At 59.6% G+C, this 23,984-nt stretch carries 24 protein-coding genes; 12 read left to right on the forward strand and 12 right to left on the reverse strand.

All coding sequences use genetic code 11. The features are described 5' to 3' along the window. Positions 1–9: 9 nt before the first annotated feature. A complete protein-coding gene (locus tag FS804_RS00935; RefSeq protein ID WP_063948810.1) occupies positions 10–567 on the reverse strand; it encodes a PAS domain-containing protein in 558 nt (185 codons plus the stop codon). 354 nt (positions 568–921) lie between these two features. On the opposite strand from FS804_RS00935, the gene FS804_RS00940 reads away from it, so the two are divergent. Both FS804_RS00940 and FS804_RS00945 read left to right on the forward strand, forming a co-directional pair. Next, positions 922–1,659, forward strand: coding sequence for a rhomboid family intramembrane serine protease (locus FS804_RS00940; protein ID WP_144574013.1), 738 nt, complete (start codon positions 922–924; stop codon positions 1,657–1,659). A 154-nt stretch (positions 1,660–1,813) separates the two neighbouring features. Continuing rightward, the gene (locus FS804_RS00945) at positions 1,814–2,248 is read left to right on the forward strand and encodes a CBS domain-containing protein (protein WP_144574015.1); all 435 of its coding nucleotides are present in this window, start codon (positions 1,814–1,816) and stop codon (positions 2,246–2,248) included. 190 nt (positions 2,249–2,438) lie between these two features. Here the strand turns inward: FS804_RS00945 and FS804_RS00950 are convergent, their stop codons facing one another. The 3 genes from FS804_RS00950 to folE all read right to left on the reverse strand — a co-directional run bounded on the left by FS804_RS00950 (position 2,439) and on the right by folE (position 4,580). After that, on the reverse strand, positions 2,439–3,377 hold the full coding sequence (locus tag FS804_RS00950; RefSeq protein ID WP_063948813.1) for a patatin-like phospholipase family protein: 939 nt from the start codon (positions 3,375–3,377) through the stop codon (positions 2,439–2,441). Between the two features lie 96 nt (positions 3,378–3,473). After that, positions 3,474–3,926: a phosphoribosyl-AMP cyclohydrolase gene (gene hisI / locus FS804_RS00955; protein ID WP_063948814.1), complete on the reverse strand. Its 453-nt coding sequence runs from the start codon at positions 3,924–3,926 to the stop codon at positions 3,474–3,476. 27 nt (positions 3,927–3,953) lie between these two features. Continuing rightward, a complete protein-coding gene (gene folE / locus FS804_RS00960; RefSeq protein WP_063948815.1) occupies positions 3,954–4,580 on the reverse strand; it encodes a GTP cyclohydrolase I FolE in 627 nt (208 codons plus the stop codon). A gap of 282 nt (positions 4,581–4,862) precedes the next feature. On the opposite strand from folE, the gene FS804_RS00965 reads away from it, so the two are divergent. From FS804_RS00965 to thrS, 4 genes are all read left to right on the forward strand, one after another. Then, the gene (locus tag FS804_RS00965; protein ID WP_144574016.1) at positions 4,863–5,309 is read left to right on the forward strand and encodes an iron-sulfur cluster assembly scaffold protein; all 447 of its coding nucleotides are present in this window, start codon (positions 4,863–4,865) and stop codon (positions 5,307–5,309) included. Between the two features lie 3 nt (positions 5,310–5,312). Continuing rightward, positions 5,313–5,672 (forward strand): membrane protein insertion efficiency factor YidD, encoded by a 360-nt coding sequence (gene yidD / locus FS804_RS00970; RefSeq protein ID WP_144574018.1) that lies wholly within the window; start codon positions 5,313–5,315, stop codon positions 5,670–5,672. Continuing rightward, a complete protein-coding gene (locus FS804_RS00975; protein ID WP_144574020.1) occupies positions 5,669–6,193 on the forward strand; it encodes a DUF1697 domain-containing protein in 525 nt (174 codons plus the stop codon). The genes yidD and FS804_RS00975 overlap by 4 nt, the downstream gene beginning before the upstream one ends. Before the next feature lie 125 nt (positions 6,194–6,318). Further along, the gene (thrS, locus tag FS804_RS00980) at positions 6,319–8,322 is read left to right on the forward strand and encodes a threonine--tRNA ligase (protein ID WP_063948818.1); all 2,004 of its coding nucleotides are present in this window, start codon (positions 6,319–6,321) and stop codon (positions 8,320–8,322) included. Between the two features lie 253 nt (positions 8,323–8,575). Here the strand turns inward: thrS and FS804_RS00985 are convergent, their stop codons facing one another. After that, positions 8,576–9,556: a hypothetical protein gene (locus FS804_RS00985; protein WP_144574022.1), complete on the reverse strand. Its 981-nt coding sequence runs from the start codon at positions 9,554–9,556 to the stop codon at positions 8,576–8,578. Between the two features lie 110 nt (positions 9,557–9,666). Between FS804_RS00985 and FS804_RS00990 the strand changes: the two genes are divergently transcribed. The 3 genes from FS804_RS00990 to FS804_RS01000 all read left to right on the forward strand — a co-directional run bounded on the left by FS804_RS00990 (position 9,667) and on the right by FS804_RS01000 (position 12,123). Next, on the forward strand, positions 9,667–10,248 hold the full coding sequence (locus FS804_RS00990) for a nitroreductase (protein WP_144574024.1): 582 nt from the start codon (positions 9,667–9,669) through the stop codon (positions 10,246–10,248). After that, complete coding sequence (locus FS804_RS00995; protein WP_144574025.1) at positions 10,248–10,859, forward strand: flavin reductase family protein; 612 nt, start codon at positions 10,248–10,250, stop codon at positions 10,857–10,859. The genes FS804_RS00990 and FS804_RS00995 overlap by 1 nt, the downstream gene beginning before the upstream one ends. A gap of 109 nt (positions 10,860–10,968) precedes the next feature. Then, positions 10,969–12,123, forward strand: a complete 1,155-nt coding sequence (locus tag FS804_RS01000) for a DUF2336 domain-containing protein (protein ID WP_144574027.1) — start codon at positions 10,969–10,971, stop codon at positions 12,121–12,123. Between the two features lie 57 nt (positions 12,124–12,180). Here the strand turns inward: FS804_RS01000 and FS804_RS01005 are convergent, their stop codons facing one another. Then, positions 12,181–12,588, reverse strand: coding sequence for a hypothetical protein (locus tag FS804_RS01005; RefSeq protein ID WP_063948823.1), 408 nt, complete (start codon positions 12,586–12,588; stop codon positions 12,181–12,183). A 107-nt stretch (positions 12,589–12,695) separates the two neighbouring features. Between FS804_RS01005 and FS804_RS01010 the strand changes: the two genes are divergently transcribed. After that, entirely contained in the window at positions 12,696–13,151 is a 456-nt protein-coding gene (locus FS804_RS01010) for a GNAT family N-acetyltransferase (protein ID WP_144574029.1), read from the forward strand. A gap of 168 nt (positions 13,152–13,319) precedes the next feature. On the opposite strand, the gene FS804_RS01015 is transcribed toward FS804_RS01010, so the two are convergent. After that, positions 13,320–14,555 (reverse strand): AI-2E family transporter, encoded by a 1,236-nt coding sequence (locus tag FS804_RS01015; RefSeq protein ID WP_144574031.1) that lies wholly within the window; start codon positions 14,553–14,555, stop codon positions 13,320–13,322. Between the two features lie 228 nt (positions 14,556–14,783). Here FS804_RS01015 and FS804_RS01020 point away from each other — a divergent pair, with 228 nt between their 5' ends. Further along, positions 14,784–16,517: an ABC transporter ATP-binding protein gene (locus tag FS804_RS01020; protein WP_144574033.1), complete on the forward strand. Its 1,734-nt coding sequence runs from the start codon at positions 14,784–14,786 to the stop codon at positions 16,515–16,517. A gap of 15 nt (positions 16,518–16,532) precedes the next feature. Here FS804_RS01020 and FS804_RS01025 read toward each other — a convergent pair whose 3' ends face one another. Next, on the reverse strand, positions 16,533–16,754 hold the full coding sequence (locus tag FS804_RS01025) for a hypothetical protein (RefSeq protein WP_063948826.1): 222 nt from the start codon (positions 16,752–16,754) through the stop codon (positions 16,533–16,535). A gap of 126 nt (positions 16,755–16,880) precedes the next feature. After that, a complete protein-coding gene (locus FS804_RS01030; RefSeq protein WP_144574035.1) occupies positions 16,881–17,246 on the reverse strand; it encodes a VOC family protein in 366 nt (121 codons plus the stop codon). Between the two features lie 263 nt (positions 17,247–17,509). On the opposite strand from FS804_RS01030, the gene FS804_RS01035 reads away from it, so the two are divergent. After that, on the forward strand, positions 17,510–18,835 hold the full coding sequence (locus FS804_RS01035; protein ID WP_186376621.1) for an Nramp family divalent metal transporter: 1,326 nt from the start codon (positions 17,510–17,512) through the stop codon (positions 18,833–18,835). 6 nt (positions 18,836–18,841) lie between these two features. On the opposite strand, the gene FS804_RS01040 is transcribed toward FS804_RS01035, so the two are convergent. The 3 genes from FS804_RS01040 to FS804_RS01050 form a co-directional block, all read right to left on the reverse strand. Next, positions 18,842–19,174 (reverse strand): DNA-binding transcriptional regulator, encoded by a 333-nt coding sequence (locus tag FS804_RS01040; RefSeq protein ID WP_186376622.1) that lies wholly within the window; start codon positions 19,172–19,174, stop codon positions 18,842–18,844. Further along, positions 19,164–19,442 carry a BrnT family toxin gene (locus FS804_RS01045; RefSeq protein WP_144574036.1) on the reverse strand — a complete coding sequence of 93 codons (279 nt, stop codon included), beginning with the start codon at positions 19,440–19,442 and terminating at the stop codon, positions 19,164–19,166. Before FS804_RS01045 ends, FS804_RS01040 begins: the two co-directional genes overlap by 11 nt. Positions 19,443–19,557: 115 nt before the next feature. Further along, complete coding sequence (locus FS804_RS01050; RefSeq protein ID WP_144574038.1) at positions 19,558–23,376, reverse strand: vitamin B12-dependent ribonucleotide reductase; 3,819 nt, start codon at positions 23,374–23,376, stop codon at positions 19,558–19,560. Between the last annotated feature and the right edge of the window lie 608 nt (positions 23,377–23,984).

The following is a 23,984-nucleotide window of genomic DNA, read 5'->3' on the forward strand; positions in this document are numbered from 1 at the left end:
CGAATTGTGTCACAGCCGTCCTTCGAAAGGAGCGGCCGTCGCGCTGGTGCTGGACGTTCGGTCTTTGGGCGCCACGTCCAGGCGCAAGAGCCTGCTGCTTTTCATGGAGAGGTATCGGATCGGCGTCGCGAAATTCACCCGTGGTCTTTCAGCCAGGAGGGCACCGAGTAGCCTTGGAGCGGTGTCGATCTCTGTCAGCAGCGGCAAAAGGAGCATTTCATACGCCAGCGGCGCGGCACCGTGCTCGTCTTCGGCTTCGACGTCGAAAATCACCGGCAACTGGTGTTGCAGGATACCGCGCGCAACGCGGCAGGGGAAAACGGCATTGGCCTCATTCCACAGTTCAGAAAAAGGACGGTCCCGCAATTCCCGGCCAAACAGGTCGCACAGACGCGTGCCGGCGAGGCGGAAATAGGGCGTATTCTCTCCCTTGTCGGTCAGAATGAAAAGATCGCCAAGGTGATGTTTCAGTTTTGTGGGGTCTATGTCCTCGCGGCGAGGGGCTGAGCGCTTACCGCGCAGGTCATCCCAGTAGGCATATATGTCCAGTCCGGCCATGCTCTTCATAGCATTTCTCCATGTTCGCTTCTGGGACATCATGTCCATCCGAACGTCTGCATCCGGAGGAGTAGCGATTTTCGTGCCAGGCGGATCCGTTAAGGTTAACAAAGGGTTGATATTGAATACCCGCGATAGCCGTGGCATCGGCTCGGGCATGTCGGGGAAAGCTCCGTCAGCACAATTTCACGCGGGGCCGCCGGTCAGGTTCGGCGCACGCAAGCCGGACCGCTTCCTGCCCGGCGCCCTTTTCCGCTTGCGGCACGGGCGTCGCGCAAGTGAAACGCGGGACGGCTTTTTTTTCGTTCGAGCTTCCTATATTGCTCGGGGAACACAACATTCGACCAAGACAGGGATGGGATCATGTCCTACGAGGACGGCGAACAGCCGCCGGTTTCGGGAACGCCGCAACCGAAAGATGACGCGAACGCTCCCGTCTTTAACCTGCCGTCGCTGTTGGTCGGCATTCTGGCCGCGCTGATCATCGCTTATGTGGTTCCTGCCTATCTGCTGTCGGAGGAAGGCAATGGCTGGTTCGTCTTCACCTTTGGCTTTATCCCGCTGCGTTACGCTGTGCCTTTTTCGCAGCAGGGGCTGGAATGGCTCTGGACGCCTGTCACCTATTCTTTCCTGCATGGCGGCATCGAGCACATTCTCTTCAATGGATTATGGCTGATGGCTTTCGGAGCGCCCGTCCTGCGCCGGATCGGAACAGTGCGTTTCGTGCTGTTATGGGGCATTTCCGCCGCCGTTTCCGCTTTTGGACATGCGGCGCTGAACTGGGGTGACGCGACGGTGCTGATCGGTGCGTCTGGCGTGGTTTCCGCACTGATGGGGGCGGCCTGCCGCTTTGCGTTCCCCGCCCGCGGTGGCTATAGCGCGTCCTTCGGCCATCTCATGCCGCGGCAGAGTATCTTGGGGGCGCTCCAGAACCGGACGGTGCTGATCTTCACGCTGATGTGGCTCTTCGGCAATGTTCTGATTGCCGTCGGCGTACCGCTGTTTGGCGATGTGGGCGGCCAGATCGCCTGGGATGCCCACGTGTTCGGCTTTCTGCTTGGCTTTCTGTTCTTCGGCCTTTTTGATCGACCGGTTCGCTAGGCCGATCACGCTCCTTGTCGGAGGCGGCGCAAATTTGCTGATGCGCGTCCCATCCGGGATTGCATTCGCACGGGCCTCAGCGCACCATACTGCATGATTTGCAACCGCCGGGGGAGACTGCGGCACTGCCAATCGCTGCAAAGAGGAGGAAGGCATGGCAACATTCGTGAAGGAGCTACTCGACCGCAAAGGTCGGGACGTCGTGACTGTCGGTCCGGATGTCAGCATCGGCGAGGCGGCGGGCACGCTGCATGCGCACAAGATCGGCTCTGTCGTCGTGACCGACGCGGATGGTGTGGTTCTCGGCATCTTCACCGAACGCGATCTCGTCAAGGCCGTGGCAGGCCAGGGCGCGGCTTCCCTGCAGCAGTCCGTTTCTGTCGCCATGACAAAGAACGTCGTGCGCTGTCAGCACAATTCCACCACCGACCAGCTGATGGAAATCATGACGGGCGGACGCTTCAGGCATGTTCCGGTTGAAGAGAATGGCCGCCTTGCCGGCATCATCTCCATCGGTGACGTCGTTAAGGCGCGGATCGGTGAGATTGAAGCCGAGGCCGAACAGATCAAAGCTTATATTGCTGGCTGATCCTGCGTCCCGGCTTGCATTGGCTGAACAAGCGTCAGCCTCGGGCCGGGGACTGTCTTTCGAGAAACTGGATCAGGCGATTCGTGTCGGATACAATATTTTCGTCGGCAGGCGGCAGGATGGAAATCGACCAATACATGGTTTCACCACAGTTGGTTTTTCGTCTATCCGTTTCGCGCTTTAGCAGTACCTAGCGCCGGAATGCCTGCTGCATGCGCTCAAGTTCGGGAATACGCGAACGTGTTTCCTCGTAACCTCTGTCGATGGCTTCGCTGGCGCGGTGGAATTCCGAGAGGCCGATATCGTTGATGCGCGGATGCAGCATCAGGTCGGGTGGGTCACCTGCCAGACGCGAGCGCGAGATGCGGTCCTGAATGATGTTGAAGGCCTGTACCATGACACCCGGCAGGCCGGGACGCGGTGCCGTTTCAACCGGTGGCGTGCCGGCGCCAGGGGGAGAGGCGGCGTGTTTGACCACGGCAGAGCGCCCGAAAAGATCGTAGTTGAGATTGACGGCGACAACCAGCGCCTGCTCATAGGCACGGCAGACGGAAACCGGCACGGGATTGACGAGGGCGCCGTCGATCAGCGTGCGGCCATTGCATTGCACCGGTTCGAAAATGCCCGGCAGCGCATAGGAGGAGCGCAGGGCGGTGACGAGATCCCCCTGGTGGATCCAGACCTCGTGGCCGGTGCGCAGCTCCGTGGCAACGGCAATGAAGGGGTGCTCGAGACTTTCGACGCGCAGGCCTTCCAGATGCTCCTGCATGCGCTTGGTCAGGCGCATGCCGCCAAAGAGGCCGCCGCCGCCAATGGTCAGATCGAGCAGACCGGCGATGCGGCGCATTGTCAGCGAGCGAGCGAATTCCTCCAGCTCATCGAGCTTCCCGGCGAGATAACACCCGCCCACCAGCGCCCCGATCGAGGTACCCGCGATCATGCCGATCTTGACGCCAGCCTCGTCCAATGCACGTAAGACGCCAATATGAGCCCAACCGCGGGCGGCACCGCCGCCGAGCGCAAGCGCTATCCGATGTTTGTCGACAAGCTGGGTGACGGGTGGTTCGTTGCTGGTGGCTTCAGGATTTCCCGTTGCAAGCGGATTGTGACGATTTCCCCATCCCAACATTGATCGCACTCCCTGCCTGCCTTTCAGGTTCCGCTCCAAATCCCCGGAACTCACTGTATTGGTAGCAAATCGGTGCGACCGATGGAAGGTCGTCGTTTATTCGCTGGAATAGGTGGTTGCCGGGTCGAAATGCCTGACATCGTCGAGGATGCGGGTCTTCGCCTGGCCATCGACGAGTTCAACCGACCGGTAAAAGCAGGAGCGACGACCGGTGTGGCAGGTCGCATCATGGCCGGCGACGGAGACCTTCAGCCAAACGGCGTCCTGATCGCAATCGGTGCGGAATTCCTTCACCGTCTGCAGGTTGCCTGATGTTTCGCCCTTCTTCCAGATCTTGTCGCGGGAGCGGCTGTAATAATGGGCAATGCCTGTTTCAAGCGTTAGCGCCAGGGCCTGCGCATTCATATGGGCGACCATCAACAATTCGCCGTCGCGCACATCGGTCACGACCGCTGTTACGAGGCCGTGAGCATCGAATTTCGGCGAAAAGAGACCGGCATTTTCGAGAACTTCCTTGTCCGCAGGCGCGGAGGGAAACGAAATGGACATTGCTACCCCGAAGGAAAGGCGGAACCCTTAGCGGTTCCGCACCATGGTCATGAAGCGCACCTGTTCGGCCGGGTCGTTCTTGAACGTGCCGGTGAAGCTGGTGGTGAGCGTCGTGGAGCCCTGCTTGTTGACGCCGCGCATGGACATGCACATGTGTTCGGCGTCGATCATGACAGCGACACCGCGCGGTTTCAGCGTTTCTTCGATCGAGCGAGCGATCTGCGCCGTCATGTTTTCCTGCGTCTGCAGTCGGCGGCCGAAGATTTCAACGACGCGGGCGATCTTCGACAGACCAAGCACGCGCCCGGCCGGAAGATAGGCGACATGCGCCTTGCCGACGATCGGCACCATATGGTGTTCGCAATGGGAGAAGAAGGGGATGTCGCGCACCAGCACCACATCGTCATAACCGCCGACTTCCTCGAAGGTCGTGCCGAGTACGTCCTGAACATTCAGCTCATAACCGGAAAACAGCTCGCGATAGGCTTTGGCGACGCGCTTGGGCGTGTCCAGAAGACCTTCGCGGGCAGGATTTTCTCCGGCCCAGCGCAAGAGAACGCGCACTGCTTCTTCCGCTTCAGCCTGGCTCGGGCGAGCTTCTGCCACGTCGGGTTTTGCGCCAGCGCCGGGGAAATTCTTCACGATCGCATCCATTTTGTCTCTCCCGATGCGGGTAAAGGCCGCACCTGAATTCGTTTTTCATCGCGAACTCATGTTCGCAGTTGCTGCTATCTGGTTGTTTTATAGCATTTTGGCAAGGCCGATGCTGTTTTTTCGGTATCGGAGCCGTTAATTTGATCACGGCTTGATGTCCAGAAAGCTCGTTAGCATATAATGAGAATGAAGGGCAGAAAAGCTTCACTGCGACAAACGCTGTGTTAGAAAAATCTGACCTGTCCTGTTTTGGGCATTTTCGATAGCGCCGGACACCTGACGATGGACGACATCTACAATAACCGCATTCTGGACTTCGCCGGGAACATTCCGCTGATCGGCATTCTCAAAGATGCCGATGCCAGCGCCGAGAAACACTCGCGTCTCTGCGGCTCTAAGCTTAAGGTCTATCTCAAGGTCGAAGCCGGCATCGTGACGGATTTTTCGCACGAGGTGCGCGCCTGTGCGCTGGGTCAGGCCTCCGCCTCCATCATGGCACATCATGTCATCGGCGCTACCAGCACGGAAATCCGCAAGGCGCGGGAAGAGATGCTGGCGATGCTGAAACAGGGCGGCGAGGGCCCTACCGGCCGCTTCGAGGATATGCGGGTGCTTTCCCCTGTCCGCGATTTCAAGGCCCGCCACGCCTCCACCATGCTGACCTTTGAGGCCGTTGTCGATGCGCTGGACCAGATCGACGGGCGGCCCGCGCTCAACGTCGCGGGTTAGGGGATGTGCGGCGAACCGGACTGCCGGCACCCGCAGACGGCGGTAAAAGGCGGCCGAACCCGCAACTGGACGGGCCGTTTTGCCAAAACTCCGGGGCGGCTTTTCGGCGTCGGTTTCATCCGGCTTTATCAATTGACCCTGTCCGGCTTCATCGGCAACTCCTGCCGCCACATCCCGACCTGTTCCGAATATGGTTATGAGGCAATCGCCCGTCACGGCCTCTGGGCTGGCGGCTGGATGACACTGTTTCGCGTGGCGCGTTGCGGACCCGGCGGCAAAAGCGGTCTCGACCCGGTGCCGGAAGCGCTCGATGACAGCCGGCGGTGGTGGATGCCGTGGCGTTACTGGAGCCTGAAGCGATGAACGAATATGTCGCTTTGCTACACAGCATCGTGCTTGGGCAGGGCAAAAGGCTGATCATGGCGGATTTGAAAGCCTTGGCGGCAGAACTGGGCTTCATTGATTGCAGGACGCTTGTCGCAACCGGAAATCTGGTTTTCCGTGCGCAGGCAACACTTGTTCGCGGGATCGAGGACAGGCTGGAGCAAGCCTTCGAAAGCCGGTTCGGAAAACATGTCGATATTATTGTTCGTTCAGGTGACGACTGGCTGACCTTGGCGGCGAATAATCCGTTTCCGCAAGGCAATCCGCCGGACGTCTGCGTCCGGGTGATGCGGGAGCCGCTGGATGACACGGCGCTCGACCTGCTCCAAAAATATCGCCGGCAGGAAGAGATCGCTGTTGTCGCCGGCGATTTATGGATCGATTTTCGCGGCAAGCCAAGCGAAAGCCGGCTGCTGCCGGTCTTGACCACAAAGCGGCTTGGTGTCGGCACGACCCGCAACGCCAATACGGTCAACGGCCTTTCGGAAATGCTTCGCTAAGCGGCCTTCGCCTTTGACTGCAATGGCAAAAGCCTTTATCAGCCTGCGTGCCCGTGCGAAATCGGGCGATTTTTATTCCAACACCACCCGCATTCGTTGGCGGGACTGGACAGGAGCACGAGACGATGTCTGAAGCCATTTCCCTTACATTTCCCGATGGATCGGTCCGCAGCTACGCCCCCGGCACGACCGGCCGCGAGGTTGCCGAATCCATTTCCAAATCGCTTGCCAAGAAGGCCGTCGCCATTGCGCTCGATGGCACGCTACGCGATTTGTCCGAGACCATCACCGATGGCAAAATCGAGATCGTCACGCGCGACGACAAGCGAGCGCTGGAGCTCATCCGCCACGATGCCGCCCACGTCATGGCCGAGGCCGTGCAGGAGCTTTGGCCCGGCACGCAGGTGACGATCGGCCCGGTCATCGAGAACGGTTTTTATTACGACTTTGCCAAGAACGAGCCTTTCACGCCGGAAGATCTGCCGAAGATCGAAAAGCGCATGAAGGAGATCATTGCCCGCAACAAGCCGTTTACGCGCGAAATCTGGTCGCGCGAAAAGGCCAAGGAAGTGTTCGCCGCCAAGGGCGAGAACTACAAGGTCGAGCTGGTCGATGCCATCCCGGAAGGTCAGGACCTGAAGATCTATTACCAGGGCGACTGGTTCGATCTCTGCCGTGGTCCGCATATGGCTTCGACGGGTCAGATCGGTACGGCCTTCAAGCTGATGAAGGTGGCCGGCGCCTATTGGCGCGGTGATAGCAACAATGCGATGCTGTCGCGCATCTACGGCACCGCCTGGGCGACTCAGGAAGAGCTGGACCAGTATCTGCATGTTCTGGCCGAAGCCGAAAAGCGCGACCACCGCCGCCTTGGCCGCGAAATGGACCTGTTCCATTTCCAAGAAGAAGGTCCGGGCGTTGTGTTCTGGCATGGCAAGGGCTGGCGCATGTTCCAGACACTGACGGCCTATATGCGCCGCCGGCTCGCCAACACCTATCAGGAAGTCAACGCGCCGCAGGTGCTCGACAAGTCGCTGTGGGAAACTTCCGGTCACTGGGGTTGGTATCAGGAAAACATGTTCGCGGTAAAATCCGCCCATGCCTTTACCCATCCCGATGACGAGGAAGCCGATCAGCGCGTCTTTGCGCTCAAGCCGATGAACTGCCCCGGGCACGTGCAAATCTTCAAGCATGGCTTGAAGTCCTACCGGGAAATGCCTGTCCGTCTTGCGGAATTTGGCACTGTGCACCGCTACGAGGCTTCCGGTGCTCTGCACGGCCTGATGCGCGTTCGCGGCTTCACGCAGGATGATGCGCATGTCTTCTGCACGGAAGAGCAGATGGCGGCGGAATGCCTGCGCATCAACGATCTTATCCTGTCGGTCTACGAGGATTTCGGCTTCAGCGAAGTCGTCGTCAAGCTCTCCACGCGCCCAGAAAAGCGTGTCGGGTCCGACGACCTCTGGGATCGCGCCGAAAGCGTGATGATGGACGTTCTGAAAACCATCGAGGAACAGTCCGAAGGCCGCATTAAGACCGGCATCCTGCCGGGCGAGGGCGCATTCTACGGGCCGAAGTTCGAATATACGCTGAAGGACGCCATTGGCCGTGAATGGCAATGCGGCACGACGCAGGTGGACTTCAACCTGCCGGAACGCTTTGGGGCCTTCTATATCGACCAGAACTCGGAAAAGACGCAGCCTGTCATGATCCATCGCGCCATCTGCGGTTCGATGGAGCGTTTCCTCGGCATTCTCATCGAGAACTTTGCCGGTCACATGCCGCTGTGGTTCGCCCCGCTGCAGGTCGTGGTCGCCACGATCACCTCGGATGCCGATGATTACGGCCGCGAAGTCGCCGAAGCGCTGCGCGAAGCAGGCATGGCGGTCGAGACCGACTTCCGCAATGAGAAGATCAACTACAAGGTCCGCGAACACTCGGTGACCAAGGTTCCTGTCATCATCGTCTGCGGTCGCAAGGAAGCGGAAGAGCGCACCGTCAACATCCGCCGTCTCGGTTCGCAGAACCAGACATCGATGTCGCTGGAAGAGGCGATCACCAGCCTCGTGGATGAAGCAACACCGCCGGATGTGAAGCGCAAGCTTGCGGCGAAAAAGCAGGTTGCGTGATAGTGACGACGGCCCCTTCGGGGGCCGTTTTCGTTTGTGGGGGACGTCAAGTGATGGTGATATCGGCGGCATGAGCTGAAAATCTACACTCCGTCACCCCGGACTTGATCTCGGGGGCAGCGCGATCAAGTCCTTGATCGCGGAAGACTTTCTTCACGGCGCAGGCGCGCCGTGGCTGGATGCCGGATCTAGCCCGGCATGACGGATGAAAGGTTTCGGAACTATTGCTGGCGTCGCGGCCGGCTCAACCGGGCTACTCAAAATCCCCGGACATCTCTTCCGGCGCCTGATCCTTCATCAGCACTTCCACGTCCGAATCCCGGCCGGAGGTCACCTTGAAATTGCGCTGGTACACCTTGTCCTTATTGCGGGCAATGGCGGTATATTCACCTTCGGCCAGAACCATGGTCGAAAAGGCGCTCACGCTTTCGTTGACGACGTCGCCGCCGCCGTTCAGTACCGACCAGGCGGTATCGGCAATGGCTTCGCCGCCCGGTTCCGAGACCAGCTTGAGAGTAATCTGGGCTGCTTGGTGCTGCAGCGTCGCTTCGGTCAGCTTGCCTGCTTCCACCTGAATATCGGCGCGCACCACCGCGTTGACATTGCCGTATTCCGAAACCACGTGATAGGTGCCGGCATTGAGCCGCACGATCGTGTTGGGCTTGATATCGGCCATGACGAGGCCGCGTTCGCCATCCGGCCGCGCATCCGAGGAATAGACGGAGAATTTCAGTTGGTTGCCGGAGATCTGCTTGTCGGACCCTGCGACGGCGTTCAGCACGAATCCGCCGGCGTCGAGAACCAGAACCTGTTTCTGCACGTTGCCGGAAGCCGGCACGTTGAGCTTCTTGGTGACGCCGGCGCGGCCGAAGGCGACGTTGACGAAATATTCGCCCGGGACGAGGTGGAATTCGGCGGAACCGCCCTCCGAACTTGCCAGCATCGGCAACTTGCCGTCAGCGCCGGGAATAGGGCTGAAAACGCGCCAGGAAAGACCTTCCCGTACCGCTTCGCCTTCGCTGGTCAGCTTGGCTTCCATGGCGATATCGCGGGCCGTGCTTGCGGGCGCATTGGGGGCGGAAGGGGCTGTGAAGGCGTTGAGCTTCGGCATTTTTGGCGTGCCGCCGAGCTGTTTGAAGTCCTTGAAGGCGTCCTGCGCCAAAGAAACCTGTGCTAAAGCGCTGATCGCGGCGCATGCGATGGCCAGACGTGCCGCGATTTTGAATGCCGACATTTTCGATACCGATTGACTTCTTGATTTTCCCGCCTCACTTCAAAACCAATGCCGTGGCTATTTCAAGGCCCATGTTTTCGCAATGACAGCAGAATGGAAAGTTTTTGATCATGACCAGCGATATCAAGCTCCTCGATTACCTCAAGGTTCGCCGCTCCACGCCGGCCCTGCAACTTGCCGAACCGGGACCTTCGACAACGCAGATCGAGGACATGCTGCGCCTTGCCGTGCGCGTTCCCGACCATGGCAAGCTCGCTCCCTGGCGTTTCGTTGTGTATCGCGGCGAGGAGCGTGTGCGCCTCGGAGAGACGGCACTCAGGATCGCGCTCGAGAAGAATCCCGAACTCGACCTTCAGCAGCAGGACGTGGAGCGGACACGCTTCACCCGCGCACCTGTTGTGATAGCCGTTATCAGCACCGCCAAGCCGCATTTCAAAATCCCCGAATGGGAGCAGGTCATGTCTGCGGGCGCCGTTTGCCTCAACCTCATCTTCGCTGCCAATGCCACCGGTTTTGCCGCCAACTGGCTGACGGAGTGGTTTGCGTTTGACCCGGCCTTCCTGTCGGAAACCGGCGTCAGCGCGGACGAAAAAATTGCGGGTTACATCCATATCGGCTCGACGGTATTTCCGCCAGTGGAGCGTCCCCGGCCGGACCTTGCCGATGTCGTCACCTGGATCGGGGATGTGTGATGTTCTACACCACGGATACCAACCAGCACGGCCTGCCCCATGATCCCTTCAAGGCGATTGTCGCACCGCGGCCGATCGGCTGGATCGGATCGAAGGGCAGGGATGGCTTCATCAATCTGTCTCCCTATTCCTTCTTCAACGCGGTCTCGGACCGGCCAAAGCTCGTCATGTTTTCCTCCAGCGGCCGCAAAGACAGTCTGCGCAATGTGGAGGAGACTTGTGTCTTCACCGCAAACCTCGTCAGCCGGCATCTCATCGATCATATGAATGCCTCTTCCGCGCCTGTGGCCTATGAGATCGATGAGTTCCAGCTTGCCGGGTTGACGGCCGTCGCCGGCCGGGTCGTGGACGCACCCTATGTGGGCGAGGCCTTTGCCGCTCTCGAATGCCGCGTGACGCAGATCCAGCAGCTGACGGATATCGAGGGGGAACGATCCGACTCATGGATGGTGATCGGCCAGGTCATGGGGATTCATATCGATGAGACGATCATTCGCGATGGCCGTATCGATATGGGCCTTGCGCGCCCTGTCGCGCGCATGGGCTACATGGACTATAGCGATGGCGGCACAGATGTGTTCCAACTGCAGCGGCCCACGGCGGCGCGGTGACCATAGGCCTGTCGCGGCAAGGTTAAAGTTTATGGTGAACCAAACGTAAACCATTTGCGCCTAGAACTTATACGTGGCGGCGGCACGAATGCCGTCACCCCTTGTATGAATGTGTTTCGAGGCTCCGGTGATCGTACAGGCATTTCTTCGCTGGTCTGAAAAGGCTGGATCGACTGAGCGGGCGAAGGCCGCCTATGCGCTCGGTCGCACCTATCTGCAGTCCGATCTGGCGCAGGAAAACCGCGATGCCGCCTATATGACCATGACCTACCTGCTGGACGACCCGTCGCCTCGGGTAAGGCTCGCCCTTGCCGAAGCGCTCGCCGACGCGCCAGATGCGCCGCGCGCCATTCTCGTCTCACTGGCGGAAGATCAGCCGGAAATCGCCTGCACGGTAATTACCCGCTCCCCTGCTCTCAGCGAAGCCGACCTGGTTGATATCGCTGCCCGCGGCGAAAGTCTTACGCGCTCGCTCATCGCAGCGCGTCCCGGCTTGGCGCGCGGTGTCTGCGCGGCTCTCGCCGAAGTGGGAGATTTGCCCGAAACCATCATCATGCTTGAAAACGATCAGGCCTTCATCACGCCATTTTCACTACGGCGCATTGCCGAGCGCCATGGCGGCGACGCGGATATTCGTGACCTTCTTTTGCGCCGGGAAGAACTGCCGGCGGATGCGCGCCATCTGCTGGTGCGCCGCATCAGCGAAGCGCTTGCCGGCTCGTCGCTCGTTCACGCGATGATCGCACGTCAGCGCGCCGAAGGCCTCTTCCGGGAAGCGGAAGATTCCGCCACCATTCTGATCGCCTCGAACGTTTCTTCGTCCGAGTTGCCGTCGCTGGTGGAACATCTGCGCCAGCGCCTGGAATTGACGCCGGCGCTGCTGATCCACGCGGTCTGTTCAGGTCGTCTTGAGTTTTTTACGGCGGCGATGGTCAATTTGTCCGGTCTCGATGACCGCAAGGTGCGCGCCATTCTGGCGACGGGGCGGCCGCATGCGCTGAAGGCGCTATTTCAGTCGGTCGGCCTGTTCGGCGATGTCGTCGGTGTCTTCATCGAGGCGACGATGATGTGGCGTCGTGCGGCCCGCTCTCAGGTTCCGGAGGCGCCGGCCTCCGTCTCGGCGGAATTGCTCGCCCATTTCCGCGATGTCGACGGCTCCGAAGCACTGTTCGAATTGCTGCATGCCGTGGGAAAGCTTACCCTGACCGAGGAGAGGCAAAAGGCGCGGTATTATGCCGAGGCGTTGACCGTCGAGGCGGCGTAAACAGCCGGACCCATTACTTTATGGCGACGACAGGCACGCTTTGCCTTCGCGACTCAATCACTTGTCGAACCGCTTGGCGATCCACGAATAGCTGTTTTCAACCATCCTGACGGGCGTGCCCAAGAGGTGCTTGATGCCTTCGGTGGAAGGCAGGATGCGGCTGACGCGGCTGATTGCCTGCCTGGTCAAGCTTTCTTCTTCCTTCGGTGTCACTTCCACTGCTGCCTGGGGCGCGGCTACAGGCGGCTGCGCGCCTGCCGTCTGCGGGGTCTGCTCAGGAGGGGTCTGGCAAACGGCGACCACGACCGGATAGGACGCATTTGCGAAGCGCTCCAGCTCCTTTTCCGACACGGCGTCGCAGAGCTCGATGCTTGTCCAGCGCTGCTGCGAGGTGGCAAGGTAATGGCAGTCGGTGGCGCTGTCGTCGCAGCCGAGGAAGGTCATGAGAACGAGGGCTGTTTTCATGGTGCGTGGTTGCCTCTGTCGGGAATATTGCTCTAAAACCTCATCTATCTCGATTGCAGTGACATTAAGACGAGAGACGCGTTTTCTGAAAGAAAGCAGGCATACCAGTGGCCACCGAAATCAAGCTTGAAACCCCGAGGCAGGATGCGGTTCTGCGCCTCATCGATCTTTCCAATACCTATATGGCATCGCTTTATCCCGCCGAGAGCAACCATCTGGTCGATATTGGCGCGCTGGAAAAAGAAAATGTCTCGTTTTTCGTGGCGCGGCACGATGGCCGGGTGGTCGGCTGCGGTGCGCTGGTGGAGGCTGGCGATGGCACGGCCGAGGTCAAGCGCATGTTCGTCGATCCCGATGCCCGCGGCCTGCGCATTGGCAAGCTGATCATGGATACGCTTATCGACCGCGGTGTCGAACGCGGCCTTTCCGCTATTCGGCTTGAAACCGGCATCAGCCAGCCGGAAGCAATCGGTCTTTATCGGAAGGCGGGGTTTGTCGAGATCGAGGCCTTCGCGCCCTATAAGCCGGATCCGCTCAGCCTGTTCATGGAGAAGGTGCTTTAGGGCCTGCGGCCTGGATCCATGCCGATCTGTCATCCAGCCGGTCCAAGCCTTGGGATGAAACGAGTCTCGCGCGCGCCATGCGCGTCCGCTGGATATCGGCTCGAGGCCGGTATGACGTAGCGATCACGTTACACTATCGAGCGAGACAACACACGTCGGTGTCGCCGGTCAGAAAGCGGCTTTTCGGAACGCCGTCTTTTCATCGTTGCCATCGTCGCGCGACACGATCTCTGCGACCGTATCATCCTGCGTGGGGGGCGGAGGCGGTAGTTCGGTGACGGCGGCGGAGAGTTCGACCTCCCGCACCCATTCTCGCCAGATGGCCACAAGCAGCGCCATCAGCACCGGGCCGATGAAAAGACCGAGGAAACCCATGGTCTTGACGCCGCCGACCAGCCCGAAAAAGGTGGGCAGGAAGGGCAGCTTGATGGGACCGCCGACGAGCTTGGGGCGGATGGTCTTGTCGACGATGAAAAGCTCTACCGAACCCCAGATGAAAAGGGCCAGCCCGTGGGCGGGCGAGCCGCTGGCGACAAGATAGATCGACACCAGCGTGAAGGAGAGCGGAGCACCGCCAGGAATGAGCGCCATGACGCCGGTGAGAACGCCGAGCGTGACAGGCGAGGGGACGCCGGCGATCCAGTAGGCGATGCCGAGAATGATGCCTTCGCCGATGGCGATCAGTGTCATCCCGGTGACCGTGGAACTGATGGTGGCGGGCACGACGCGTGAAATCCGTTCCCACCGCGTCGGCAGAATGCGCTCGCCCACAAGATCGACCTGACGGGTGAAACCGGCGCCGTTGCGGTAGACGAAGAACAGCGCGATCAGCATGAAGAGCAGCGTCAGCACCAGATGAAACGCGCCGTTGCCGGCGGCGAGGATCGCCCGGTAGATGTTGCCGATATTGGCGCCGCTGACGAGCTGGATGACCTCGCCTATGGCGCCGGGGGTGCCGATGTATTTCACCCACTGTTCGCCGAGCCATGGGCCGATGGCGGGAAGGGCGGCGATCCAGTCTGGCACGGGGGCGCCGGTCTTGTTGACATGCACGGCCCACCCGAACCACTCGCGGATTTCACTTGCCGTATAGGAAGCGGCAATGAAGATCGGCACCACGAGGAAGGCGATGATGAGGACAATGGCGATGGTGGCGCCGAGGGTGGTGTTGCCGCCAACCTGCCGCAGCAGGCGGGTGTAAACCGGCCAGCTGGCGAAACCGATGACGAGGGCAGCGAGAACAGGAACCAGGAAGCCGTGGAAGAAATAGATGCCGGCCAGCGCAACGAGAACCAGAAGCCAGCGCGCCGCCGAGATAGGCGGGATCAGGGCGATCCGCGTCGGGCTGGCGGGGCCAAGCCATCTCGGTTCGCCACTCTGCTTACGGCTGTCACTGTTACTCACGGCAGGCTTTTCTCCCAGTCTCCCCTAGGGGCGCATTCATTTTGTCATACGGCTACATATAAGTGCAATATGACGCGTTCACATTACCGTTGTGTGTTTATTGTGTAGGCTATTGAAGGATTTTGGTAAAAATAGCGCATCAGCCTTGGCTCGCGCATTGAAATATGACAATTGAACTCCGAATTTTTCGCGGTGTCAGATCGCCGCGCCCGATCTCCAGGTCATGCCATGCTTCGCCGTTTCTTTGCCTATTACCGCCCCTATCGCGGCCTGTTCATTCTCGATTTTTCCTGCGCGGTCCTTTCGGGCGTGCTCGAACTCGGCTTTCCGATGGCGGTCAAGGCCTTCGTCGATGTGCTTCTGCCGGGCGGTGAATGGGCGATCATTCTTGCCGCCTCCGTCGGGCTTCTGCTTATCTATGTGCTGAATACCGGGTTGATGGCGACAGTCACCTATTGGGGACACATGCTCGGCATCAATATCGAGACCGATATGCGCCGGCTCGCTTTCGATCACCTGCAAAAGCTCTCTTTCCGCTATTTCGATAACCAGAAGACCGGTCATCTCGTGGGTCGGCTCACCAAGGATCTGGAAGAGATCGGCGAGGTGGCGCATCACGGCCCCGAGGATCTGTTCATCGCCATCATGACCTTCATCGGCGCGTTCCTGCTGATGCTCTCGGTCAACGTCCCGCTCGCTCTCATCACCGCCGCCGTCGTGCCGGTCACGGCCTGGGTCACCAGCCGTTATGGCGGCCGCATGACGCAGAATTTTCGCGCGCTCTATGGTCGTGTGGGCGATTTCAACGCGCGGATCGAGGAAAATGTCGGGGGTATGCGGGTGGTGCAGGCCTTCGCCAATGAGGATCACGAGAGGGCGCTGTTCGAAAAGGACAACCAGAAATACCGCCGTACGAAGCTCGACGCCTACAAGATCATGGCGGCCAGCACCTCGCTGAGCTATATGAGCATGCGTCTGACACAGATGATCGTGATGATCTGCGGCGCATGGTTCGTGCTGAATGGCGACCTTACGGAAGGTGGCTTCGTCGGCTTCCTGCTTCTGGTCGGCGTATTTTTCCGGCCGGTGGAAAAGATCAATTCTGTCATCGAGACCTACCCGAAGGGCATCGCCGGTTTTCGCCGCTTCACCGAGCTTTTGGATACCGCCCCTGATATCGTCGATGCGCCCGATGCGGTGGACGCGCCCTTGCTGCGCGGCGATATCGAATACCGCCATGTCGGCTTTGGTTATGCCGAAGGCAAGCAGGTTCTCAGCAATATCGATCTGAACATCAGCGCCGGCGAGACCGTGGCTTTCGTTGGCCCTTCGGGTGCCGGCAAGACGACGCTCTGCTCGCTGCTGCCGCGTTTTTATGACGTGACCAGTGGCGCGATCACCATTGACGGCATCGATATCAGAAAGATGAAGCTCGCCTCGCTGCGCAATCAGATCGGCATCGTGCAGCAGGATGTGTTCCTGTTCGGCGGCACGATCCGCGAGAACATCGAATATGGCCGGCTTGGCGCTTCAGACGACGAGATTATGGATGCCGCGAGGCGCGCGCGGCTGGACGGCGTCATTGAGGCCATGCCGCTCGGGCTCGATACCGTTATCGGTGAGCGCGGTGTCAAATTGTCCGGTGGGCAGAAGCAGCGCCTCGCCATTGCGCGCATGTTCCTGAAGAATCCGCCCATCCTCATTTTGGACGAGGCGACCTCGGCGCTCGACACCGAAACCGAACGGGCCATCCAGCAATCGCTGACGGAGCTTGCCAGGGGACGCACGACGCTCGTCATCGCTCACCGGCTGGCGACGATCCGTGACGCGTCGCGCATCGTGGTGGTGGACCAGACGGGCATTGCCGAGACAGGTGCGCATGCCGAGCTGCTGGCCGCCAAGGGCCACTATAGCCGCCTGCACGAGGCACAGTTCAGCGGGCATCTCGCGGGCCTCAGCTGACCGGCCCGGACTTCTCTAACCTTTCGCTGCCTGTTCTTCGACAATGCCGGGGTTTGGCTCCGGCTTGCCGGGATGGCTGCTGACGAGGTATCCCATGGCGACGGCGGCCGCGACGACGAAGAGCAGCAGGACGCCGCTGATCGTCATCAGCCACTCGCGGGGCTTCTTGTGCCCCATGATGTAGTTCGGCCACCGGCTTGGATGGTTCACCACGTCGTTATTCCGGTGCTGTCGCATGAACTTCCCCAGATTTAAGTGTTTCGGTGAAAGATCAACGCCAGCGCTCCCGCGACTGTTCCGTTTGGGCGGCGAACAGGTGATGACAAGGACGTGAGTCCGGTCATTCTGTCTTGGTAAGGCCGATCAGGCGGATTGAATGGCGATCCGGTTTCCCTCGCTATCGGAAATCTCCGCGACGAAGATCGCGTCATTCACCAAGGTTTTGGGAAAAAGAAGCTCGCTACCATTGGCAAGGGCTCTGGCAATAACATCGTCCACATCAGCGACACTGAAATAGACGATCGCTCCATCTCGCGTCGGCACATAGGCCGGGCCTTCGGCGAGCGCGGCACTGGCGCCGCTGCTGTTTTCGTCAAAAGGGAAATAGGCCATTCTGCTATCGTGGATCGCGGCGATTTCGGCAAAAGGTACATCAAAAACAGCGCGATAGAAGCGGATCGCCCGATCAAGATCGGTCACGGGGATTTCGACATGGGCGACAATATTCATGCGCTTCTCCTCAAATAGACTGACGCACTTTTCAATTTCTGATGGCGCCGATCTTTCTAGCGATGGCTGACATGGGGAGGCAACGGCGGGCGGTGTCGCGTCACCACATTGTCAATTTTCAAGCACTCGCGTGACCGGTCGCAGCGCCGCAAGAGGGCGCAAATCGCCACAAGCGGCAACAAAAGTCAGCTTGCGTCCTGCGCCTCTTTATGCGAATGATTTGCAATTGCACTAATCAGATTTCCATTCAGAAAGCGCATAATATGGACAAGCCAGTCTTTGGATGGCGACGAAACGGCGACGATCTGTCGTTGTCCGATGTTCACTCCTCGATCCGGATCAAGCCGAATGCCGGCACGTTTCGCCGGGCCATGGCTTTTTTCGGCCCCGGCTATCTCGTTGCGGTCGGTTATATGGATCCCGGAAACTGGGCGACGTCGCTCGCCGGCGGCTCCAGGTTCGGCTATACGCTGCTGACGGTTGCGCTGGTCTCGAACATCATGGCGATCGTGCTGCAATCGCTCTGCGCCCGTCTTGCGATTGCCTCCGGCCGCGATCTCGCCCAGGCCTGCCGTGACGCCTATCCGAAACCGGTGGCGATGCTGCTGTGGCTGCTGGCCGAAATCGCCATTATCGCCACCGATATCGCCGAGGTCATCGGCACGGCCATCGGCCTCAACCTCATCTTCGGCATTCCGCTCGAACTCGGCGTTCTCATGACCGCGCTCGATGTGTTCCTGATCCTTTATCTGCAGAGGCTCGGTTTCCGCTGGGTGGAGGCGCTGGTCATCACGCTGCTTGGCGTCATCGCCGTGTGTTTCGCCATTCAGGTGGCGCTCGCCGATCCTGACTGGGGTCAGGTAATCCTTGGTTTTGCGCCGACGACCGAAATCGTCACCAATCCTGACATGCTCTATCTGGCGCTCGGCATTCTCGGCGCGACCGTCATGCCGCATAATCTCTATCTGCATTCGGGCATCGTGCAGACCCGCGAAATCGGTGAGACGATTGCCGAGAAACGCGAGGCGCTGAAATTCGCGACCCTCGATTCCACCGTCGCGCTGATGTTCGCGCTCCTCATCAACGCCTCGATCCTCATTCTGGCGGCGGCGACCTTTTACAAGGCGGGACAGACCAATGTCGCCGAACTCGGCGAGGCGCATAATCTGCTGGCGCCTCTGCTCGGCCTTGCCATTGCGCCGACGTTGTTCGGCGTGGCGCTTTTATGCTGCGGCATCAATTCCACCGTCACGGCAACGCTCGCCGGCCAGATCGTGATGGAGGGTTTCCTCAAGATGCAGCTCGCCCCATGGCTGCGCCGCCTCATCACCCGCGCCATCGCCATCATCCCCGCAGCCGGCGTGACGATATTTTATGGCGAGAGCGGCACGGGCGAACTGCTGATCCTGACGCAGGTGGTCTTAAGCCTGCAACTCTCCTTCGCCGTCTTCCCGCTGGTAATGTTCACCGGTGACAAGGCCAAGATGGGCGAGCTGCGCTCACCGCTCTGGCTCTCGGCCTTCGCGTGGCTGATCGCGGTGGTGATTGCGGCGCTGAATGTGAAGTTGCTAATGGATTTTATCGGGTGAGGCGGGTCAAGCCGCGCCTTTACGAAGCGCGGCGGCCGTGCCCTCCGGGTCAACGGCGATGACCTTGAGATAAGCGCGGGCCGGCTGGTCCGGCTCGCTACGTCCCTGTTCCCAATCACGCAGGGTGCCAAGCGGAATATGATAACGCGCGGAAAACTCCTCCTGCGTCAGCTTCAGAGCCCGGCGAATGATCTTGATGCGCGGCATTCTGGGAGCCGCGGCAAGTTGTTCGGCAGAAAGCGGCGGATTGTCAGGGTCGGCCAGCGCATTGGCCAGCGCTTCCTCGTCGGTCATGGCGTGAAGGCGGGCCCAGTCTGTTTGATCGATTTTACCAGCCATTGTCGTGATATTCCTTGCGCTCCGCGCGTGTCGCCTTTCGTGCAGAGATGATGCGGATCAATTCGCTGCGTTCGGTATAGATCACAGTCAGAATCAATCCGTTGCCCACCCCCACTATACGTCGTCGGACTTCGCCATAATTAGCCGAACGATCCTCGATATCAACGGCAAATGGATCGTCAAAAACCTTGCGGGCGGTTTCAAAGCTGACGCCATGCTTGGCGAGATTGGTTAAAGCCTTTCGGTCGTTCCACTCGAAATATAACATTGTGGACTACGGGTTTCCAGTAGTTAAAAGGATAAAATATCAAAACAACAAGGGCTCTTTCATATCTGAAAGAGCCCTCAAAACTAGTCATTTTTGGTGGTGTCTAAGCTAATTCTCAGCTGCAACCGCTCGTCGCACCGCAAGTATCGCACTTCTCGCACGTACCATTCCGCACCATCGTAAAATTCTGGCATTCCGAGCACATGTTGCCCGTATACCCCTGAGCGATCGAGCGCATGCGGCGTTCGTTTTCGACCTTCTTGGCTTCCGTCTTGGCCGAGGCAGCGTCTGCGGCGGCCTTGTCGGAGAAGAGGGCGGTTGCGGTCTGCTGGGACTCCTGGACGACCTCGTCGATCACCTCTTCGGCGATTTCTTCGGCCAGTTCCTTGGCGCGCTCTTCATAGTCACGCTTGAAGGAGACGATTTCGGAGGTTGCGATGGCGACTGTCGGTTCCAGCTTGCGGGCGGCGGAGCCGGCGAAAGCCGTTACGTTGGCCGAGGCGCGGGCAGGGGCTGCCGTTGCCGAACCCTTGGGCTCGGAAGCGGTGCGTTCGCCGTCATTGCGGGACACGATGGTCGGCTTGTAACCGCGGGTCCAGCCGGTGGAAACGAGGTTGGTCTTGCCTTCCTGGATACCCTTGCCGAGCGCCGTGTTGGAGAAATCCGACGTATCGACATGGGCGAGATCGTGGCGGCCGAGATAGGAGACGGCGAGTTCGCGGAACACGTAGTCGAGGATCGACGTGGCGTTCTTGATCGCGTCGTTGCCCTGCACCATGCCGGCCGGTTCGAACTTGGTGAAGGTGAAGGCCTCCACATATTCTTCCAGCGGCACGCCATATTGCAGGCCAAGCGAAATGGCGATGGCGAAGTTGTTCATCATCGCGCGGAAGGCAGCGCCTTCCTTGTGCATGTCGATGAAGATTTCGCCGATGCGGCCATCACCGAATTCACCGGTGCGCAGATAGACCTTGTGACCGCCGACGGTTGCCTTCTGGGTGTAACCCTGACGGCGGTTCGGCAGCTTTTCACGCTCGCGCGAAACACGCTCAACGACGCGTTCAACGATCTTTTCGGTGATCGTCACGGCCTGCTGGGCGAGCGGCTGCTGGATCAGCTCCTCGACGAAGTCTTCGTCGTCCTCATCTTCCACCAGCGAGGCGTTGAGCGGCTGCGAAAGCTTGGAACCATCGCGGTAAAGGGCGTTTGCCTTCAGCGCCAGCTTCCAGGAGAGCATGTAGGCTGCGCCGCAATCCTCAACCGTCGCATCGTTCGGCATGTTGATCGTCTTGGAGATCGCACCCGAGATGAAAGGCTGAGCCGCCGCCATCATGCGGATATGCGATTCGACCGAGAGATAACGCTTGCCGATCTTGCCGCAGGGGTTGGCGCAATCGAAGACCGCCAGGTGCTCGTTCTTCAGGAACGGTGCGCCTTCCAGCGTCATCGCACCGCAGACGTGCACGTTTGCCGCTTCGATGTCCTTCTTGCCGAAGCCGAGGTGCTCGAGCAGGTTGAAGCTCATGTCGGAGAGCTGCTCGTCGGAAACCTTCAGGGTTTCCTTGAGGAAGTCGGCGCCGAGCGTCCACTGGTTGAAGACGAACTTGATGTCGAAGGCGCTCTTCAGCGCGCCATTGACGGCCTCGATCTTCTCATCGGTGAAGCCCTTGGCCTTCAGCGTCGAGGGGTTGATGCCGGGAGCCTGGTTGAGATTGCCATGGCCGACAGCATAGGCCTCGATCTCGGCGATCTGGCTTTCGGAATAACCGAGCGACCGCAGCGCATCCGGAACGGCGCGGTTGATGATCTTGAAGTAGCCGCCGCCGGCGAGCTTCTTGAACTTCACCAGCGCGAAGTCGGGCTCGATGCCGGTCGTGTCGCAATCCATCACGAGGCCGATCGTGCCTGTCGGCGCGATAACGGTGGTCTGGGCGTTGCGGTAGCCGTGCTTTTCGCCAAGTTCCAGCGCCTTGTCCCAGGCGGCTGTCGCATGGGCGATCAGGTCCTGATCCGGGCAGTCGCCATGGACGAGCGCGACCGGGTTGACCGACAGTCCCTCATAACCGTCCGACTGGCCAAGGGCGGCGCGGCGGTGGTTGCGGATGACGCGCAGCATGTTTTCGCGGTTCGGCGCAAAGCCCGGGAAGGGGCCAAGCTCGCCGGCCATTTCGGCCGAGGTGGCATAGGACACGCCGGTCATGATGGCAGTCAGCGCACCGGCAATGGCGCGGCCTTCGGCGCTGTCATAGGGAATGCCCGAGGACATCAGGAGGCCGCCGATATTGGCGTAACCGAGGCCGAGCGTGCGGTACTCATAGGAGAGTTCGGCGATCTGGCGCGAGGGGAACTGCGCCATCATGACGGACACTTCGAGCACGACGGTCCACAGGCGAACGGCGTGTTCGTAATCGGCGATATCGATGCGCTTCGTCGCCTGATCCTTGAACTGCAGAAGGTTCAGCGAGGCGAGGTTGCAGGCCGTGTCGTCGAGGAACATGTATTCCGAGCACGGGTTGGAAGCGCGGATGGGGCCGGCCGCCGGCGAGGTGTGCCAGTCGTTCATCGTTGTGTTGAAGTGCAGACCCGGATCGGCAGACGCCCAGGCGGCGTGGGAAATCTTTTCCCAGAGGTCGCGGGCCTTCAGCGTCTTCATGACCTTGCCGTCCTTGCGGGCGGTGAGGTTCCAGTCGCCATCGTTCTCGACAGCGCGCAGGAAATCGTCCTTCAGCGAGACGGAGTTGTTGGAGTTTTGGCCCGATACCGTGAGGTAGGCTTCCGAATCCCAGTCCGTGTCATAGGTCTTGAACTGAATGTCCTTGTAACCCTGCTCTGCGAACTGGATGACGCGCTTGACGTAGTTTTCCGGTACCATGTCCTTCTTGGCAGCGCGTATTTCGCGCTTCAGGGCAGGGTTCTTGGCCGGGTCGAAGCAATCGCCGTTGTCAGCTTCGCAGTTGACGCAGGCCTTCATGATCGCCTTCAGGTGCTTGGCGACGATCTTGGAACCGGTGACGAGAGCGGCAACCTTCTGCTCCTCGTTCACCTTCCAGTCGATATAGGCTTCGATATCCGGGTGATCGGCATCGACGACGACCATCTTGGCCGCACGGCGGGTCGTGCCGCCGGATTTGATCGCGCCAGCCGCGCGGTCGCCGATCTTGAGGAAGCTCATCAGGCCTGACGATTTGCCGCCGCCGGAGAGTTTTTCGCCTTCGCCACGCAGATAGGAGAAGTTGGAGCCGGTGCCGGAGCCATATTTGAACAGGCGCGCTTCACGCACCCACAGGTCCATGATGCCGCCTTCATTAACGAGGTCGTCCTCAACGGACTGGATGAAGCAGGCATGCGGCTGCGGATGTTCGTAAGCGGACTTGGACTTGGTCAGCTTGCCGGTGAACGGGTCGACATAGAAGTGGCCCTGGCCGGGACCATCGATGCCATAGGCCCAGTGCAGGCCGGTGTTGAACCATTGCGGGGAGTTGGGGGCAACACGCTGGGTGGCGAGCATATAGGCAAGCTCATCCTTGAAAGCGGACGCATCTTCTTCGGATGAAAAATATTTGCCCTTCCAGCCCCAATAGGCCCAGGTGCCGGCAAGACGATCGAAAACCTGGCGTGCATCGGTTTCGGAGCCGTAGCGCTCGGCTTCCGGAACGTCCTTCAGCGCCTTTTCGTCGGCAACGGAGCGCCAGAGGAAGGAGGGAACATCGTTCTCTTCCACCTTTTTCAGGAACTTCGGCACGCCGGCCTTGCGAAAATATTTCTGCGCCAGAACGTCGGTCGCAACCTGGCTGAACTGCGCGGGAACGTCGATGTCAGCCAGACGGAACACGATGGATCCATCCGGGTTCTTGATTTCACTGACGGCCTTGCGGAAGTCGATCTCCGCGTAAGGCGATTGGCCGGGCTTCGTGAAGCGGCGTTCAATGCGCATGGTTTCTGTCCTCGTCCATTGGGGCGCCCGGTGCAGGGCGCAAAAATCCGATCCAGCCGTGCGATGCCTTCGCGCAGCCGGTTGTTGCCGATCTGATAGGGATGTTCATCCTTGGATGTCACCCCTGTATCTCGTGTTTAAGATGGCTGCAAGCCTACTATATATAGTATTAACACATTCTTGCTGCCAGTCCCCGCGTGATGTTTTTGGCGGTTCCACACGGCGCAGAAAAGCCATCGGCGAACCGCCCCCTCATGGCCGGGACGCCGTCTGGACACGCGCGCTCAAGATGGAGAAGAACCGGCCTCGTTACTTTCCGGTCCGTTGCCGCCGCAACATAAGTGTCACTTTCCTCTCGTGACACAGATTCGTCAAGCCATAGATTGAAACCCATTTTTAACCACAAGATATTGTGTGGAGTGCCTGTGGAAAACGGGGATAGGAAAAGCGAATAGAAAAATCAGTGACTTGGCGGGAAAATTTGAAGCTTGCGCGAGGCTGGTTTCCGCAACGGAAAGGCAAAACCCCGCATTTCCGGGGTGAGGCATAATGGCGACACTGCGGTTTTTCCGTGTTTTTCGCACCTGTCAGAAAGAACCTTTCTCCAC

The sequence above is a fragment of the Agrobacterium sp. DE0009 genome, assembly GCF_007680755.1.
Taxonomy (GTDB): Bacteria; Pseudomonadota; Alphaproteobacteria; order Rhizobiales; family Rhizobiaceae; genus Agrobacterium; species Agrobacterium tumefaciens_B.

What these genes read in the sequence shown, in the direction of transcription:
- FS804_RS00935 (WP_063948810.1), bottom strand. Translation starts at nt 567, where the DNA reads ATGAAGAGCATGGCCGGACTGGACATATATGCCTACTGGGATGACCTG.
- FS804_RS00940 (WP_144574013.1), top strand. Translation starts at nt 922, where the DNA reads ATGTCCTACGAGGACGGCGAACAGCCGCCGGTTTCGGGAACGCCGCAA.
- FS804_RS00945 (WP_144574015.1), top strand. Translation starts at nt 1,814, where the DNA reads ATGGCAACATTCGTGAAGGAGCTACTCGACCGCAAAGGTCGGGACGTC.
- FS804_RS00950 (WP_063948813.1), bottom strand. Translation starts at nt 3,377, where the DNA reads ATGTTGGGATGGGGAAATCGTCACAATCCGCTTGCAACGGGAAATCCT.
- hisI (WP_063948814.1), bottom strand. Translation starts at nt 3,926, where the DNA reads ATGTCCATTTCGTTTCCCTCCGCGCCTGCGGACAAGGAAGTTCTCGAA.
- folE (WP_063948815.1), bottom strand. Translation starts at nt 4,580, where the DNA reads ATGGATGCGATCGTGAAGAATTTCCCCGGCGCTGGCGCAAAACCCGAC.
- FS804_RS00965 (WP_144574016.1), top strand. Translation starts at nt 4,863, where the DNA reads ATGGACGACATCTACAATAACCGCATTCTGGACTTCGCCGGGAACATT.
- yidD (WP_144574018.1), top strand. Translation starts at nt 5,313, where the DNA reads ATGTGCGGCGAACCGGACTGCCGGCACCCGCAGACGGCGGTAAAAGGC.
- FS804_RS00975 (WP_144574020.1), top strand. Translation starts at nt 5,669, where the DNA reads ATGAACGAATATGTCGCTTTGCTACACAGCATCGTGCTTGGGCAGGGC.
- thrS (WP_063948818.1), top strand. Translation starts at nt 6,319, where the DNA reads ATGTCTGAAGCCATTTCCCTTACATTTCCCGATGGATCGGTCCGCAGC.
- FS804_RS00985 (WP_144574022.1), bottom strand. Translation starts at nt 9,556, where the DNA reads ATGTCGGCATTCAAAATCGCGGCACGTCTGGCCATCGCATGCGCCGCG.
- FS804_RS00990 (WP_144574024.1), top strand. Translation starts at nt 9,667, where the DNA reads ATGACCAGCGATATCAAGCTCCTCGATTACCTCAAGGTTCGCCGCTCC.
- FS804_RS00995 (WP_144574025.1), top strand. Translation starts at nt 10,248, where the DNA reads ATGTTCTACACCACGGATACCAACCAGCACGGCCTGCCCCATGATCCC.
- FS804_RS01000 (WP_144574027.1), top strand. Translation starts at nt 10,969, where the DNA reads ATGTGTTTCGAGGCTCCGGTGATCGTACAGGCATTTCTTCGCTGGTCT.
- FS804_RS01005 (WP_063948823.1), bottom strand. Translation starts at nt 12,588, where the DNA reads ATGAAAACAGCCCTCGTTCTCATGACCTTCCTCGGCTGCGACGACAGC.
- FS804_RS01020 (WP_144574033.1), top strand. Translation starts at nt 14,784, where the DNA reads ATGCTTCGCCGTTTCTTTGCCTATTACCGCCCCTATCGCGGCCTGTTC.
- FS804_RS01025 (WP_063948826.1), bottom strand. Translation starts at nt 16,754, where the DNA reads ATGCGACAGCACCGGAATAACGACGTGGTGAACCATCCAAGCCGGTGG.
- FS804_RS01030 (WP_144574035.1), bottom strand. Translation starts at nt 17,246, where the DNA reads ATGAATATTGTCGCCCATGTCGAAATCCCCGTGACCGATCTTGATCGG.
- FS804_RS01035 (WP_186376621.1), top strand. Translation starts at nt 17,510, where the DNA reads ATGGACAAGCCAGTCTTTGGATGGCGACGAAACGGCGACGATCTGTCG.
- FS804_RS01040 (WP_186376622.1), bottom strand. Translation starts at nt 19,174, where the DNA reads ATGGCTGGTAAAATCGATCAAACAGACTGGGCCCGCCTTCACGCCATG.
- FS804_RS01045 (WP_144574036.1), bottom strand. Translation starts at nt 19,442, where the DNA reads ATGTTATATTTCGAGTGGAACGACCGAAAGGCTTTAACCAATCTCGCC.
- FS804_RS01050 (WP_144574038.1), bottom strand. Translation starts at nt 23,376, where the DNA reads ATGCGCATTGAACGCCGCTTCACGAAGCCCGGCCAATCGCCTTACGCG.